Raw genomic sequence first — 17,834 nt, forward strand, 5'->3', positions numbered from 1 at the left:
TCGGTTTGCGATACCCTTTTTCTTTTATTCTAACAAAATTTTAAACAGGCTCTTATAAAGCCTTATTATTATTTGTTAAATTTTAATTAACATAAATTGTAGTATATAAACGATTTAGGTGGTTTGTGAAAAATTGATAAGTAGTTTTACCAATATGGTTTAGAATAAACACTGAAGTATGAAATTGACTTTAAATAAATATTAAAAATTGATAGTGAAAATGAGGATGTCTCAAAAAAAAATATCCTTTTCTGAGTTTTGATTATAAAGTTTTCCTTTCAGAAAAATGGTAGAATAATAAAGACCGTCTCGTTACTTTTGAGACAGCCTTTATATTATTTCAGAAAATAAGATTATTTCATAAGTGTTATTGTGCCATTCAATTTGTATTCAATATTATCAATTCCTAAAGCTTCAATAATATAATAATATACACCATCACTTGCTTCGGTACCGCTATCAGTTTTTCCATCCCAACCTTTGGTTATATCATTCCATTCATAAATCTTTTTTCCCCAGCGGTTGAATACAACGCAATTAAATGTATTTATACTTCCATATTGAACATGGAAATCATCATTAGCACCATCGCTATTAGGTGTAAATACATTTGGTACAATAATGAAAGAAGGGTTGTCTGTTTTAATTGTAAGACTAAAAGTGTCAGCACAGAAATTAGGTGTACCACTATTTACATATAATGTAGCAGTAAAGGTATTAGCAGTTGTATAAATATTTTGCGGATTTTGTAAAGTAGATGTATTTCCATCTCCAAAGTCCCAATAATATGTGTCCGCATCAGCTCCTGTAAATGTAAATTGAACAGTAAGTGGAAGAGTACCCGATAAAGGATTTGCAGAAAAACTTGCATCAAGATTTGTTTCTGTTCCAATTACTGCATTATTTATTTCTGTACAGCCATTGTGGTCGGTAACAGTTAGGCTATATGAACCTGGAATTAGATCAAAGCAAGTTTGAGTTATTTGCCCATTACTCCATAAATATGTGTATGGTCCAACGCCTCCATTAACATCGGTAGATATTTCACCGTCCTGGCTATTAGGACAAGTTACATCATCCGGATAAAGTGTAATTAAAAGCTCATTTGGTTGAAGAACTTGAGCAAATGTCGATTGAGTACATCCATTTTTATCACTAACAGTAACAGTATAAGTCCCGGCAGGAACATTTAATGCGGTTGCAGTACTTTGTGATGGTGTAGTATTCCATAAATAATTATAACCAGGGCCCGGAGTACCACCTGAAGCAATTACTGTTACACTACCATTGCTTTCCCCGTAACATATTACCGAATCTATATTTGTGATAAGCGCATTTATCTGAGTGGGCTGAAATACTGTATCTGATACGGTATTATTACAACCATTATGATCTGTAACGGTTACAGTATAGATTCCTGCAGGAATATTTGATGCAATGAGTGTTGTTTGGGGAGGAATAGTATTCCATAAGTATGTGCATGGGGGAGTTCCGCCGGCTACGGCGATTGTTATGCTTCCTGTACTTCCTCCATAACATTTTGCAGAATCAACATCTGTAATATTAGTAAACATTTGTGCCGGTTGTGAAAGGTTTGCAGCTAGAACATATGAACAACCATTATGATCTGTAACTGTTACCATGTACGTTCCGGCTGTAAGGTTAGATGCTGTTGGTGTATGTTGAACAGGGGTGGTGTTCCAATTGTAAGTATAAGTTGGGGTCCCTCCGGTTGCTGTTACAGTAAGGCTGCCATTGTTTCCTCCATAGCATTGAATTACTGTAGTATCTGTCATTGATGCAGAAAAAGCAGTCGGTTCAAATACTGTTGCGGTAGCAGTAGCTATACAACTGTTATTATCAGTAACCGTTACAGTGTAAGTTCCACCGGGAAGGTTAGAAGCAGTAGCACTTGATTGAACAGGGTTTGTATTCCAATGATAACTATAACCAGGAGTTCCTCCATTTACAGCAACGCTTATTGACCCATTATTCAATCCATGACAAGAAACAGAATCCAGGTTGGAAACTGTTGCTGTAAGTAGAGGTGGTTGTGTTATAACTATTGTATCATATTTTAAACAAGAAAAACTATCGGTAACGCAAACAATATATGTTCCAGCTGCCAGGCTATCAGCCGTTGGGTATTGACCACCTGCAGGGCTCCATCCGTATGTGTATGGCTGTACACCACCAGTAGCAGTAACAGTTGCAGAACCTTCGTATAATCCATAACAACTAATAGTTGAATCGGCAGAAGTAATAGCTGCACTTAAATAACTCACATGAACATCAGCGGTAGCATTTTTATTTCCTCCGCAGTTATCATGAACATTTAATGAATAAGTAGTATTTGCGGTAGGATAAACAGTTATTGTAGGTGTAGTATAACCGCCGGTCCAAGTGTATGTAAATGGTGGGTACCCTCCTGTAATCCCTAAATCAATATATATAGGTCCTCCGCTACAACCATAAAGTGTATTGGAATGTACATTTAAAGGTAAATGATCTTTAATTAAAACAACTATCGTGTCCATTGTAGCGCAAAAAATATTCTGATAGATTATTAAAACAGTGTCTGTTCCTTCAGTAAGTGCATCAACAAAGGGAGAAATCCAGAAACCTGTTGAATCAGCACCGGGTAATAAAACTAAACTATCGGGGATAACTGCATAATCAGTTCCTTCTATTGCATTACCGGCAACAGTATAATGGATTACTGTAGTATCAGTAACAGCCTGACTGAAATTAAAACTTACAATTGCATTATTACAACCTTCAACAGCAGCAGTATCTACATCAGATGTAAAAGTTGTTTCAGTAAAAGAACCATTAGTTCCGAAACTATTTGCTTCAAGAAAAACGCCAGAATCAAATTCGTCATCACCTGTATCAGCAATAGCAAGTTTAATATGATATTTTTGACATGGAGTAACCAGATGCCATGCTGTAAATACTTTAGTAAAACCATCAAATGCTATTGTAGTGCCACCTAAAGCTTCATTATCTACATATAGAGAAGAATAGGAAAGAGAAGTACATCCGCCTGGAATACCATTTGCTCCCATAGTTCCATTATTTATTGTGTTAATTGCTACAGGTAAAGTTGTGCCAGGGATAAGTGCTAAATTAATAGCCCCATTTTGATAAGGTCCTGAAATTCCGGGTCCGCTTAGAAAAAAACCAAAAACATCATTATATGAAGAACAAACATTTTCAGGGTATTCTTCAGAACCGAATACATAACGAAAACGTATCGTATCAGAAGTGGGTTTAAAATCAAATTCCAGAACACATGCATCTCTTGTTGTATCAGGATTGGTAATTATATTAAGGTCGTCATCACCTGGTAATCCTTTGTGGTTATCCATAAAAAAAGCCACAGGATTACTTATTTCAGAGCATTTGCCTGTGGATAAAATTATACCTTTATTAAGCCCAAGGTTTGTTGTACTGCCATTAGTAAATGAACCATACATTGAACTGGTTCCTTTAGTTATTGTAATATTACTAATATTCACACCTCCGCCTACCAGCACATTCTGTACTAATTGCAAGGGGGTCATCGGTGTGATATTTAGCTGCGCACTTACCTTAAATGAAAAAAATGAAAGCAGTATAAACCCTATTATACCAGTAGTGAAATTAGATAGAGTACTTTTTTTCATAAAAATATTATTAATTAAAATTTAAGTTCAATGTTCCTTTTGTTTTGGAAAACGTTATTTCTGAATGTTCCTGTGCGGAAACAAAGTAAATATTAATCATAGGTATTACACACAAAAAAATATATTGGAAAAAAAATTTCATAAATATTTTAAAATATTTTTGTGGGATAATAATCAATTAAAGTTTGTAAATATACATTTTTTTATAAAAACATATGTTTTTGAATTAAATTTTTTAGAAAAAAAAACTAAAAAATATATCCTTAAACATTTTAAAATTCTATTTTTCAAATAAATAATTATAAAAATGCGATTTCGAGAAATTAAAAAAAAGACACAAACTAATATTAAATAGTTGTATAATACTGATTATATATATGTAATAGTCCAATAAATTGTACTAAAACATCTATCTCATCGGCATAACCGCTTGGTAAAATAAAAAATCGCTATGAAGTTGTGTGCTGCCCGTCTTGCCGACGAGGCAGATAGGCACAACCCAATTAGCTGAACGTGCTTGAAAGCTATATGGTCTTGAAAGTGTAGTACCTACGGTACAATAAGAAGTGAGTTGTACTTTTTATACCAAGCTGTTGTCCCTAACAGGACATAAAATAAAAAATGTTGTTTCAATACAAATTATGATTTTGCGTAATATCAGTTAATAATCGGTGTAACCTGAAATTTTATGCGAATATAAAATTTCTCCAATAGTGATGAATATGATTAGTCAGGAATTGAATGTGTGATTTACACAAATACGTAAACGGTCGCCGCTGCGACCGCAAAAATAATCTTTTATACCGACAGAAAAAAGGTTTGCAAAAATATTTTTTGTTTTCTGTACGGTATAACTCGTTCTAAACAGTTTTGCTTTTGCAAACCTGATAAGAACGAGTATAACAAGCATTACTAGCAGCATAACTTGTTCTAATAATTTTTAAAATTAGATAAGAACGAGTAAACAGCAGCATGGAAATCCAAGAGCAAACAAGTATTCCACCCCGATGGTATCGGAATTAAAAAAGAATGGGTATATCATAATAAATAAATACTTTTGTCATCTGAATAAATGAAAAAGCTTAAATGAAATTTGTAAATCCATATTTTTTATTTGCATTATTTACAATAGCAATACCTGTAATTATTCATTTATTTAATTTTCGACGTTATCGCCGGATACTATTCAGTAATGTGTCTTTTCTGAAAGAAATAAAACAGGAAACACAAAAAAAATCCAAGATCAAACATTTTTTGATATTGCTTGCCAGAATATTAACTATTTCTTCATTGGTACTTGCTTTTGCGCAACCATATATTCCGCTGGGGGCAAAGGTTATTAATAAAAAAGGGAGTGTTGTTAGTATATATATTGACAATTCTTTCAGTATGCAATCTATAGGGAAAAAAGGCACATTGCTGGAAGAAGCAATATCGAAGGCTAAAGAAATTGCTGAATCATACAAGCCTGCTGATATTTTTCAGTTGCTGACAAATGATTTTGAAGGCAAGCATCAGTTTTATTACACTAAAGAAGAATTTTTGCAATTATTAAATGAAGTTGCTGTTTCGCCTTCAGTAAAAAAGCTTTCAGAAATATTGACCCGGCAGAATGATTTATTCTCAACAGTAAAAAGTAAAGAAAAAGTTTCATTTATTATTTCTGATTTTTCGGAAATGAATTTTGATTTTGATAAATTGAAAATAGATACCTCGGTATATATTCATTTGATTCCATTAACAGCAAATGAAAAAAATAATTTATTTATTGATAGCTGTTGGTATGATACACCGGTTATACAAATGGGAAAACAAGTTCAATTATCAGTATTGATTAAAAATATTTCGAATGAGGATGCAGAAAAGATCCCATTGAAATTAGTTATTAATGGTAAACAAAAATCATTGGCAAGTGTTGATATTACAGCTGGTTCGGAAACCGAAGCAAAGTTATCATATACCATTTCTGAAGTAGGAATGCAAAATGCATATGTTGAAATTATTGATAACCCTGTTGTGTTTGATGATAAGTTTTATTTTTCGTATGAAGTTGCTCAGAAGATTAAGGTACTCAATATTTGTCAGTCGGAAAATATATATATCAATGCTCTTTTTCAAAATGATTCATTAATAGATTATAAAATCCTTAATATTAATAAACTTGATTATTCATCGATACCTCAATCTGATTTTGTTATTATCGACGGAATAAAAACCATTTCAAGCGGACTGGAAAAGGAATTATTGAAATATACCATGAATGGCGGTACACTTGCAGTTTTTCCGGGAGTTGAAATGGATATCAATTCGTATAATTCTTTTTTAAATGCCATGAGTGCGCCGGTTTTTCAGAAGCTTGATACAGCCGATACAAAAGTTTCTAAAGTAAATGAAGAACATAAAATTTTTACCGATGTGTTTGAAAAAGTATCCGATGATATGGACCTCCCTATTGTAAAATCGCATTACCCGCTTAAAAGTAAAACACTTTCATCTGATGAAAAAATTATGGAATTGCAAAATGGAGAACCTTTTATTTTATCATATAAGTATGGGAAAGGAAACCTGTATATTTCCTCTGTGCCTGTTGATGCTGAATTCAGCAACTTTCCAAAACATGCCATATTTGTTCCTGCATTATACAATATGACATTATTCAGTATTCCTGCCAGGAAATTATTTTATACTATTGGAGATGATGAATCTATAGAAGTTAAAAAACAGGATCTTTCTGGAGATATGACTTTTAAAATAAGATCATCTGAAAAAAAATTTGAAATAATTCCTGAACATAAAAATATGGATATGCAAACATATATTTATCCGCACGACCAGATAAAAGAGGCAGGGAATTATATTATAAAGCTTGGCAATAATGATATTGCAGGGGTTTCATTTAATTATAACCGTAATGAATCAGTAATGAAATTTGAAACAGATGAACAAATTTCTGATGAAATAAAAGCTGCTACAGCAAAATCGGAATCTTATAAAAAAATTGATGTGCTTGACCTGAAAAGTAAAACAGTTTCAAAAGCAATTGAAGAAATAAATCAGGGAGTCCGTTTATGGAAACTTTTTATATTCCTTTCTCTTGTGTTTATTTTCGCTGAAATAGCATTATTAAGATACGTGAGGGATTGACCTTTGAACCTTTTATATTTGATATATTTTTATAAATTTGTAGTAAAATTAATTTAATGACACCGTTTCTAAGGCTTATACGTTTTCCAAATCTTTTAATGATTATATTGATACAATACTTATTTAGGTATTGTATTATTGTGCCTGTAATGAATACAGAGCATATTAGCCCTGCTTTCAGTCATTTTGATTTTGCATTACTTGTTTTGTCAACAGTACTTATTGCAGCTGCAGGTTATGCCATTAATGATTATTTTGATATTCGTTCTGACAGAATTAACCGTCCTGATAAAATCGTTATCGGTAAACATTTATCGCGCAGGTTTGCAATGCTTATTCATACGATTTTTAATATTGTTGCAGTATTAATTGGAACATACCTGAGTTATAAGGTACATTCATATAAGCTTGCACCTATCTTTATTATTATTTCAATACTTTTATGGTTGTATTCAGTAAAGTACAAATCGTATTTTCTGGTAGGTAATATAATAGTTGCTTTTGTATCTGCTTTTACGATTATAATAGTGTGGTTGTTTGATATGTATGCATTACGTTTATCGGGACAGGCAATCATTGCAAATTACCGACTTCTGAATTTTTTCCTTTGGGCATACATATCATATTCATTTGCTACTTCTTTAATCCGTGAAATAATTAAAGATATTGAAGATTTTGAAGGCGATGCAAAATGTGGATGTTCTACATTGCCAGTAGTTATGGGTGTATCGAAAACAAAATATGTTTTGATAGGAATTATAACTATAGTTATTGCTTCGTTGGTTTATATTGATATTATTATTTATCCTTTACATTTTGCAATTATATTCTGGTATATTTTGCTTTTGTTGGTTTTGCCTTTTGTATATATGATATATGTTGTAATTATAGCAAAAGATAAATCGGATTACAGCTTTTTAAGTAATATTTCCAAATTTATAATGATTGCCGGGGCTGCGTCTATGGCGCTGACTTTCTCCCTGTTTTAACTGCCATGATGCTTTCCGAAAAATTAAAAAAATATAATATAATTCTTGCTTCCCAATCGCCACGCAGGCAAATGCTTTTAAAAGGGCTTGATATTAATTACACTTTAAAATTAAAAGATGTAAATGAAGATTTTCCCAGGCATTTAAAACGTGAGGAAATTGCGCTTTACCTGGCTGAAAAAAAAGCCAATGCATTCAATAATGATTTGCTAGATGATACTCTTATTATTACTGCTGATACAATAGTATGGATAAATAACCAGGTACTAGGAAAACCTAAAGATTTCAATGATGCAGTTCGTATTCTTAAAATATTATCGGGTCATGAACACGAAGTGATCACGGCAATCTGCCTGAAGACAAAACTAAAAACAACTTCATTTTTCTCACTCACCAAAGTTGCTTTTAAAGAACTTTCAGAAGAAGAAATACACTATTATATCAATAATTATAAACCTTATGATAAAGCCGGCGCTTATGGTGCACAGGAATGGATAGGCTATGTAGCAATAAAACATATTGAAGGATCGTACTTCAATGTGATGGGGCTTCCAACAAGGCTTTTGTATGATGAGCTTTTAAAATTTTAAAATAAAGAAAAAGATTAATAATAGTAGCTTAATTTTAAAAACTATTTTTTCCAAAATCATATTTAAATCCAATACTTAAATTTAATGGGAGTCCTTTGGTGTTAAAGAGATGGTTTATTTCTCCATATATAGCAGTACGCCGAAACGGTTTAACCTCAATCCCAATTCCTGGGCTTACTCTCGGTATAAATGTAAAAAAATTATCTTTTGTTCCAATATGGTTATTTGTTTCTGAAACATAAGAAAAATCAGCTATGTGGAATAAAAAATACAAATTATAATTATCCGTTTTTACATAGTCTAGTTCATACCTGCAACCAATACTATACAACTTTTGGTTTATTATATATAGGTAATAAAAGTATTCAGTATAATTTGCAAAATTGTAGTTTGAATATTCTGCTGTAAATCGTAATGAATGACGACCGTTCTTCGAAAAATAATATTGTAAACCGGCAATTATACCAAAAGAAAAGCCATCTGTTTCTTTATAAAAAACATTTTGATAATTACTGAATTGTCCGAAAAATACCCAGTTTGATTCTATTGTAACTTTATTATTTGGTTTCCAGAAATATGAAATTTCACCTTTGTTATATGTATTTATAACATCTATAATATCATTTTCTGAAAGTTCAATTTTATCAAGTTTTGCCATAATATCAGGTCTGTCAGACATGAAAATTTTAAGTATTCCTATAAATTGATAATCATATTTTTTAAAAGTACCTTCTTTTTTATCTACATAAATTTCATTGTTATCAAGTCTGTACAATAAGCTATCCTTGGCAACATAATATTTTAATATGTCATTTTCATTTCTTGTATATAAGCTAATTTTTGAAGATTCAATAACAACTTGAAACATTAATAATATGCTATCATTTTTATTAAAGTATGTTCTGGGAATAAATTTTTTCCCGGAATTTAGTTTAATTTCTTTAACCTGTATTGGTGATATGATGTTTTTTACACCATTGCTATCATGGGTAATAATATCTGATGGGAAATTGTTAAAATAACTTATATTACATTTAAGGGTATCCCCATTTTTTAAAATTATTTCACCTCTTTCATTTTCAATTTGGGCAAATATAAATGATGTGTAAAACAAAGAAAGAAATAAAAAAAAATGATTTGAGAAATTTACTTTTCATAATTTCATGAATGGTTTATATGATTAATATTGCATACCTCTTATTAAATGCAAATATGGAATTTTATTTATAATAAGAATAAGATATTTTGTATTTGGTGAAATAATAATGATAACTTGTCGGTATGAATGAATAACTGGTAATTTAAATAATAGATCTTTTTATTTTGTTTTTTGTTTAGATTATTCTATATATACATTTTTATCTTTAGGGTATTTTACAGTATAACTGAAATTGATTTGCTTAGTTTCAGCACTGTTTATGGAATATTTCCAGGTCAGTATTCCATTTGTTTCATCGTATTTTGCATCGGTTGGAATTTCTTTTTCAACTTCAATATTTTTATCGGTTGATAGTGGGAGCTGGTCTTCGATAGAAATAGAAATTGAATTTTTCTTTTTGTTACGAATGTTTATTTCCCATGAGTTTTTAAGCTTGCGATTATTTCCTATTAATTGTTTTGATGAATATTCTTTTTGTTTAGTACGAGTGATAACAATGTTCTCGTCTTGTCCGAGAGAAAAATCCAACGTGTCTAATGTACTCTTTACATCGAGATATGATTTTCCGATATAAGTACCTTCAAAATACAAATTCATATTTCCCGATAAAAGATTGTATTCTTCCCATCCGGTTACTTTTGCAAGCAGGTATGCTTTAGGATCAAGTTTTGGCGCAGCATAATATTCGTAAGTTGCCGGAAGGGAGTATTTCTGTATTTGCACTACTGTTGTTTTTCCGTCTGATTTTATGGAATAAGGTAAATCAATTTTAAATTCAAAATTGGTAGTGTTTGCATTTATATTAGTATAATTTGCTGGTGTTTGGGCTTCCATTAAAGGTGCTGGAATATTTTCACCGTTTCCTGATGTTTCAGCTTCATCTTTGTCTTTCTTTGTTTCCACGCTCATCAGCGCATCGCCGCCTTTGTAACTGTTGTAATTATCATAGATGTACAAATACCATGGGTATATAGTTGGCTTGGTATTATTGACACTTGGGTTACCTGTTGATAAAGTAAGTTTAACATTATTCCAGTCTTCACCTGATGATTGGTAAACATTTGCGCTGTAATCAAGAGAAATGGGGCTGCTGGTATCGGTTGCTCGCAGGTCGTACGACGGGGTCCATCCTGCATTTGAAACAGCATAACTTATTTCGAATGATGCTGCAATTTTTGCCTTGGCAGTTAAAGCAACAATAATTTCACTGGTGAGGTTGTTATTCTTTGCGTTTTCGGAAGAAAGCTGGTTATTGGTATTTGAAATCAAATCCTGAATTTTTTTAATCTTTGCATTTACATAAATTGTTTTAGAACTTATATCGGCAAGACGTGTTCTGAAAAAATCGGCTGCTGCTTTAAGGTCATCTATCTTAACTCCATTCTGGTTTCCTCCGATATTTTGATTGGCAATGATCATATTTTTCTCGGAAGTGTACGTTTCCAGGAGGCTTTGCTGATAGGTGAGTTGTGAATTATATGATTCCAAAGAGTCTTCAAGCGTTTTTACTTCTTTCGATTTTTCGTTTGATTTCAGGTAGTTCATTTGCGGAGTTACAGAAATGATAACGAAATCGCCATTACCTTTAACCTGAACACTGCTTGTATTCATGTATTGCGACAAGCCTTCAAAAACGATATACGATGTGCCTGCAGGAATCGTTGTGCTGGCCGTTCTATTAATTTGTGCACCATTAATAAAGATTGTTACATCTTTTATTTCTGATTTTACTACGTTTTTTTCATCTTCAGCTTTGACTAATGAAAAATTAATCATCAGGACAAATAAAGTTAAAGCAAGTTTTTTCATAGGTTTAAATTTTGATTTAACGTTAAGATGCATGAATAAATAAAATTACATAATTTTTTTATATAATTTTGTTTTTTCTTAAATTGTTAATAAATAGAATGGGGTATTGATTATTTTTCAGGAAAAATAAATGATAGGTTAGTAAAGCGAAAACATGGATTCGTTTTTAATTTGAAGAATACAAAACAAAAAATAAATATGAAAAAAATTATTCTTGCTTCAATTGTAATTGCATTCAGTTTCAATTTGAATGCCCAGGAAATTAAAGTGAAAGAAGAGAAAGAAAAAATTGCGGAAGGAACGAATCCTGTATTAACCGTTATGATTTATGAAGCTGATGAATCGATGGTTGAAAAATCGTGGAAAGAACTAATGAAAGATTATAATGCCAAGGTAAGCAACAAATCGGAAATATTTGCTGATAATGCTTCCATTACGGATATGTCGCAGAATACTGTTGATGTTTATGCTTACACCAAAAAAGAAGATGACGGAATTAAATTGATTGTGGCATTTGATTTAGGCGGAGCATTTGTTAGTTCGTCAACACATTCTTCTGCATATAATGTTGCTGAAAAAATTGTGAAAAAATTTGCAGTTGATGTAAGTAAAAAAGCCATACAGAAAAAAGTTGATGCGGCTCTTGCAAAACAAAAAGATTTGGAAGATGAACTGGCATCGCTGAAAAAGAAGAATGAAAAATTGCATGGCGATATAGAAGATTATAAAAAGAAAATCACCGAAGCCGAATCAGATATTTCCGATAATGAAAAAGCCCAGGTAGAAAAAACTAAAGAAATAGAAGATCAAACTAAGGCTGTTAAGGAAGTCCAGGAAAAACTGGATGATGTTAAATAGTTAAAAATTGTAATTACCGAATTGTATTGTAGTTTTTATTTATTTAAATCGTCGGTATATTGTTTGATGAGCTCAAGTAATTTATTTTCATCAATAGGTTTGGCAATATAATCATCCATTCCTGCATTTATAAATTTCTCTTTATCGCCAGTAACAGCATAACCTGTAATTGCAATAATTTTAGTGTGCTTTTTACTTTTTAATTCTTTTTCGCGAATTATTTGAGTAGCTTCAAACCCGTCCATTTTGGGCATTTGGCCATCCATTAAAATGATATCGTATTCTGAATTGTCATATTTTTCCAATGCTTGTATCCCATTGAACGCGGTGTCAACTTTATACCCCATTTTATTTAAAAAGCTTTTCATGTATAGTTGATTTATCCCGTCATCTTCAACAAGCAAGATTTTTATTTTATGTTTTTTGTCATTACCCATAGATGGTTTTATTTCTGTTTCTGCATTTTGTTTTTCAGCAATGATAAAAGGAATTTCAACAAAGAATGTACTTCCTTTGTTGATCTGGCTTTCAAAATCAATCTTTCCTTTTAATAGTTCGGTATATCGTTTTACAATAGCAAGCCCTAATCCTGTACCTCCAAATAATTTCGTGGTAGAACTGTCGAGCTGTGTGAACGATTCGAAAACTTTATCCCTGTCATCTTCTTTTATTCCAATACCTGTATCAGTAATCTCGAAACGGATAGTAGATTGAGAAATCTTTCTTTTAATTTCTTTGACATTAATAGATACAGAGCCTTTTTCAGTGAATTTGATTGCATTCCCTGTTAAGTTGATAAGTATCTGTTTTAATTTTATACTATCACCATAAAGATTTTCAGGAACATTTTCATCAATATGATAACTGTATGAAAGGTTTTTGAACTCGGCTGTTGTTTTATTTGATAAATAGATACTGTTTATGATTTCTTTTATATTGAAATTGCATTTCAGGATTTCAGCTTTGTTGGCTTCAATTTTTGAAAAGTCCAGAACATCGTTAATAATATTCAAAAGGTTGTTGGATGATATTTTTAGTGCTTCAACTATATTTCCCTGTTCCTGGTCAAGGTTCATACGTCCAAGTGAATTTGAAAGTCCAATAATTGAGTTTAATGGATTTCTTATTTCGTGGCTCATGTTGGCAAGAAATTCAGATTTTGATTTATTGGCAAGTTCGGCAGCTTCCTTTTCTTTTAGTAATCTTTCTGAATTGAGTAGTGTTGTGATGTTCCTGATAACAGCTACAAACTCTTTAATAGTGCCGTTTTCATTAACGATGGTTTGATTATTTGTTTCACACCAAATGTATGAACCATCTATTTTGCGTAAGCGATGCCTTAATATATTGGGCGCTTTCTTTTGTAATAAGTTACTGGTATATTCACGTAGAAAGGTAATTTCATCAGGATGGAAAAATTCAAAAACAGAATGCCCGATCATATTTTCAATATCATACCCTAATGTTTTTTCATAACTTGGAGATATATATAATAGTTTTCCGTTGGTTCCGAATTTTACAATGATATCGTTGACATTAGTAGTTATGATCCGGTACTGTTCTTCACTTTCTTTAAGTGCCCTGTCGGTTTTTCTTCGTTGTATAAGTTGCCACATGCCTTTCATTAATAGGGTAAGCTGGTTGGCATCGGTTTCATTATAATCGGTTTCTTTATTAGCTGTTGCGGCAACAATTACAATTTTATCTCCATCGAATATGGGGATATTCATATATCTTATAATAGGGATATGTCCCTCAGGTAAGTTATGAATCGACGGATCTTCTGATGAATAATTATTTGAAATTATCGATTGTTTGTTTCTTATAGGGGCACCAAGAATTCCAATGTCCTTGGTTGCAAATTGCTTGAATGTATCTTTTACTTTACATTGATTCATTACTTCGCTCGACCAGGCATGTAATGTTATTATTTCATCATCATCGCTCATAAACCCGATGAATCCAAATTTACTGCCTGTTAGTTTTACTGCTTCATTCAGGGCGAAATCAATTAAATCATCTTCTGGTTTATCAGTGAGGTTATTAAGTTTCAGGAGCGCTTCAAGTCGGGCTTCATTCAAACGTTTTACTTCTTCCTGTTGTTTTCGTTCTGTAATATTTTCAATCATGACTACAAAGTATACGAAATTGTCATTGTTGTCGAAATTAGCAGTAACAGTAACAGAAGCCCAGATATTTTTTTTATCTTTACATATATACTGTTTTTCGGTTTTATAAAAAGGGATTTCACCGGAAAAAAGTTTTCTTATATTTTTTATATCTTCACTAAGATTTTCGGGATGTGTAATATCTTTAAATGTGAGGTGCTTTAATTCTTGTTCTGTATATCCCAGCATTTGACAAAAGGTATTATTCGCTGATGTAAAATTAAAATTGTTATTTACAATAGCCATACCCAAAGGTCCGCTTTCATATATCTTCCTGAATTTTGCTTCACTTTCTTTTAATTTTGCTTCCGCTTTTTTACTTTCAGTAATATCATCGAACATCACGAAAATTTTATCGTCGACAATAACACCAAAGATGACCATGGTCTTTACAGAGCCATCAAAGCAGGTAGTAAGATATTCGCGACGTTCAATTTCACAATTCTCTTTCATGGCTTTATTAACAAGTCCCGTCCATTGGTCAATAACTTCGGCACGATATTTTTCATCGGGATATGCTAAACGAAACCATGAATCCATATCTGTAATATCTTTTGGGTTGTAGCCAAAAGTTTTTACAGCATGCCTGTTGATGTATTCAACTTTTCTGTCAAAGCCTATGATAGCCATTGAAAGATTAGACATTTCGAGAATATTGTGAAGATGGTTCTCGCTTTTACGTAATGCATCTTCTATCTGCTTCCGGTGAGTTATATCGGAAACCAATGACATCATTACTGTTTCGGAATCTGTTTTTGCAATAGTTGCGCTTATCAATAAAGATACTTTATTTCCATTTTTATGAACATATTCAATTTCGAGGTTGCGAATAAAACCTTGTGTTTTGCAAAGCCTGATAGCTTCAGCATTCTGAGTTTTTGACTCATCGGATGTCCATTCCAGAACATTGTGATTAAGAATTTCACTTATATTCTCAAATCCTGCAAGGTGAACATACTTTTGATTAGCATCCAAAACTTTGCCTTGTTGATCAATGATTACAAAGCCTGTATCTGTAGAATCAATAAGCGTTCTGTATTTAGTTTCGCTTTTAGTCAGGTCTTCTTCTGCTTTTTTTCTTTTTGTAATATCCTGGACAGCGCCGTATATTCTTGTTAATTTTTTGCTTTCAGGATCGATAACCGGATGTGCGTAAACCCTAACCCATTTTATGCTTTTGTTTTTTGTGATCGTTCTGATTTCAGTAGCAACAGGTTTGCTGAGTTTGAGATTATGAAAATCCATCTGGTCGACTTTTATATCGTCGGGATGGATAAAAGCGCGCCAGCCGCCTTTTGCAGAATACTCTTCAAGGTTATAACCTGTAATTGTTTCAAATGCGCCGGCAACCCATTCTAAAGTTAAGTTATCATTTTCATCAATGAGTGAAGAAAATACATAATCAGAAGCAGCTTTAGAAATCAGTCGATATATTTCTTCATTTTTCTGAAGCTCCTTTTCCATCTTCTTGCGATAGTCGATATCTCTAACAATTGCCTGCAGGAAAACATTATTCTGAACGATGATTTTATTCAGTGTTACTTCAGCATAAAAATCAACGCCATCAGCTCTTCTATGTGTCCATTCAAAAAATTGAGGGATGCCTTGTAGCGCCAGGTTTATTTTTTCCTGTGAAGCGGTTTTTGAATCTATTCCATTGGGTTGAAACTGGGGCGAAAAATCATAAGGCGTTTTTCCAATTAATTTTTCGGGACCGCATTTGTACATCTTGAACCCTTTTTCATTACATGCAACAAAAACACCGTCCTGTAATATCATATTGGCATCATTGGCAGCTTCGAATAATGTGCGGTAGCCTTCTTCATTTTCTTTCAATTCCAACTCTGAACGCTTTTGTTCAGTTATATCGCGGAAAACAATGATAGTGCCTATAAGTTTGTTTTTAGAATCGCAAATAGGAGCAGCACTGTTGGATATTATTCGTTTGGTTCCATTTTTTGATAAAAGAGATGTTGTATTATTCGATTGCTCTTTATATTCTCCTGTTGTGAAAATTTTTTCAGCAGGTGAATCACATTTTTTTTTGGTAGTATCATCAATAAGGACAAAAACAGTATCAAGTGGTTTACCCGAAGCTTCAGCTTGAGTCCATCCGGTAAGGATTTCAGCGGTTTTATTAAGTACAATAATATTTCCTTTACAATCTGTTGTAATTACACCATCACCAATTGAACGTAATGTTATCTCCAGTTTTTCTTTTTCAATTCCGATATATTCTTCTCGTTCCTTTAGTTTCTTATATGCTGAATTTATTTTATCATAAGCAATACTTAATGATTTTTCAGTTTTATTTCTTTCATTTGCTTCAATATTAATTGAAACAATCTCGGCAACAGAAGTAACGTAGTCCTGTTCTTCTTCGGTCCAATGTCTTTTTGTTTTTGTATGTTCACAACAAATTACACCAATAACTTTTCCTTTTATCTGAATAGGAATATCAATCATGGAAATGATGTTTAGCGGTCTCAGGTATATTTCGTTGAATTCACTAGTGGATTTGTTTTTTAAAACATCATCAGCCGTAATGCTTAAATCATTAAATAGCGCATTAAAATATTTCGGAAATTTTTCAACTTCCAACATATTCTCAATGGAGTATTCATTTTTACTTTTTATATATAATAAATCACATGAAAGGAATTTTCTGTCGCTGGTAAAACGCCATATGCTTGTTCTTTCAACATTAAGTGTATTCGAAACAGTTTTCGTTAGTATCTTGAAAAATTTATTCAGGTCGTATTCGTCATTTTTTAAGAGTTTTACCAGCGAATTCTGAAATTGTATTCTTTGTGAATTTTTAAAATTGATTTCTTCCAGTGCAAGTTTATTCTCGGTAATATCAATTGCTACTCCAATGGCTGTAGGTTCACCTTTGTATTCAGTTACTTTTGCTGTAAATTCGATATATCGGGTTTTCCCATTTTTGGTAAGGATAGGGATTTCATATGTGCTGAGAATTTTTTTTCCTGAAAGCCTGTCATGACCTCTTTTCTTTAATTTTTCCTGAACTTTGGGGTGAGCAATTTCCCAAAATTTCATTTGAAGCAATTCTTCCTTTGAATACCCTGTTATTTCAGCAGCTACATCATTAACATATTCTACTTTGTTTTTACTATATATAAATATGGCAGATGGAGAGATTTCGGCTAGAGCATTAAAATTAAATTCATTTGAATTGTTTTTTACAGAAATATTACCATGTGTTTTATTAATAGAATTACTTATCTTTTTCTGGTTCGTTTTGTTCTTAACAGAAAGTTTATTATTCGAATTATTTTTAATTGGATTTAGCATGTAATCTTAAAAAGTATTTTTTATTTATTCGTAAAAATAATAATTTTATATTAAATATAATAATGTTTATTGTAAAAAGTTAATTTTTAGTATATCCTGTTAAATTTTGAAATCATAAAAATGAATAGAAAATA

General features: G+C 31.9%; 8 protein-coding genes. 4 read left to right on the plus strand and 4 right to left on the minus strand.

What is annotated here, in order from left to right:
* Nucleotides 1–353 precede the first annotated feature (353 nt).
* Nucleotides 354–3,668 carry a choice-of-anchor L domain-containing protein gene (locus PKK00_10735; protein HNW98874.1) on the minus strand — a complete coding sequence of 1,105 codons (3,315 nt, stop codon included), beginning with the start codon at nucleotides 3,666–3,668 and terminating at the stop codon, nucleotides 354–356.
* A gap of 1,086 nt (nucleotides 3,669–4,754) precedes the next feature.
* Between PKK00_10735 and PKK00_10740 the strand changes: the two genes are divergently transcribed.
* The 3 genes from PKK00_10740 (at nucleotide 4,755) to PKK00_10750 (ending at nucleotide 8,391) form a co-directional block, all read left to right on the plus strand.
* Nucleotides 4,755–6,812, plus strand: coding sequence for a BatA domain-containing protein (locus PKK00_10740; GenBank protein HNW98875.1), 2,058 nt, complete (start codon nucleotides 4,755–4,757; stop codon nucleotides 6,810–6,812).
* Nucleotides 6,813–6,961: 149 nt separating this feature from the next.
* The gene (locus PKK00_10745; protein HNW98876.1) at nucleotides 6,962–7,801 is read left to right on the plus strand and encodes a geranylgeranylglycerol-phosphate geranylgeranyltransferase; all 840 of its coding nucleotides are present in this window, start codon (nucleotides 6,962–6,964) and stop codon (nucleotides 7,799–7,801) included.
* A gap of 8 nt (nucleotides 7,802–7,809) precedes the next feature.
* Nucleotides 7,810–8,391, plus strand: coding sequence for a Maf-like protein (locus PKK00_10750; protein HNW98877.1), 582 nt, complete (start codon nucleotides 7,810–7,812; stop codon nucleotides 8,389–8,391).
* Between the two features lie 34 nt (nucleotides 8,392–8,425).
* Here PKK00_10750 and PKK00_10755 read toward each other — a convergent pair whose 3' ends face one another.
* Entirely contained in the window at nucleotides 8,426–9,505 is a 1,080-nt protein-coding gene (locus tag PKK00_10755; protein HNW98878.1) for a hypothetical protein, read from the minus strand.
* A gap of 225 nt (nucleotides 9,506–9,730) precedes the next feature.
* Nucleotides 9,731–11,359, minus strand: a complete 1,629-nt coding sequence (locus PKK00_10760) for a DUF4139 domain-containing protein (GenBank protein HNW98879.1) — start codon at nucleotides 11,357–11,359, stop codon at nucleotides 9,731–9,733.
* Nucleotides 11,360–11,557: 198 nt separating this feature from the next.
* Between PKK00_10760 and PKK00_10765 the strand changes: the two genes are divergently transcribed.
* Nucleotides 11,558–12,217, plus strand: coding sequence for a hypothetical protein (locus tag PKK00_10765; GenBank protein ID HNW98880.1), 660 nt, complete (start codon nucleotides 11,558–11,560; stop codon nucleotides 12,215–12,217).
* Nucleotides 12,218–12,252: 35 nt separating this feature from the next.
* Here the strand turns inward: PKK00_10765 and PKK00_10770 are convergent, their stop codons facing one another.
* Nucleotides 12,253–17,700: a PAS domain S-box protein gene (locus tag PKK00_10770; protein HNW98881.1), complete on the minus strand. Its 5,448-nt coding sequence runs from the start codon at nucleotides 17,698–17,700 to the stop codon at nucleotides 12,253–12,255.
* Nucleotides 17,701–17,834: the final 134 nt, after the last annotated feature.

The organism is Bacteroidales bacterium (assembly GCA_035353855.1).
In the GTDB taxonomy this organism is placed as follows: domain Bacteria; phylum Bacteroidota; class Bacteroidia; order Bacteroidales; family CG2-30-32-10; genus DAOQAK01.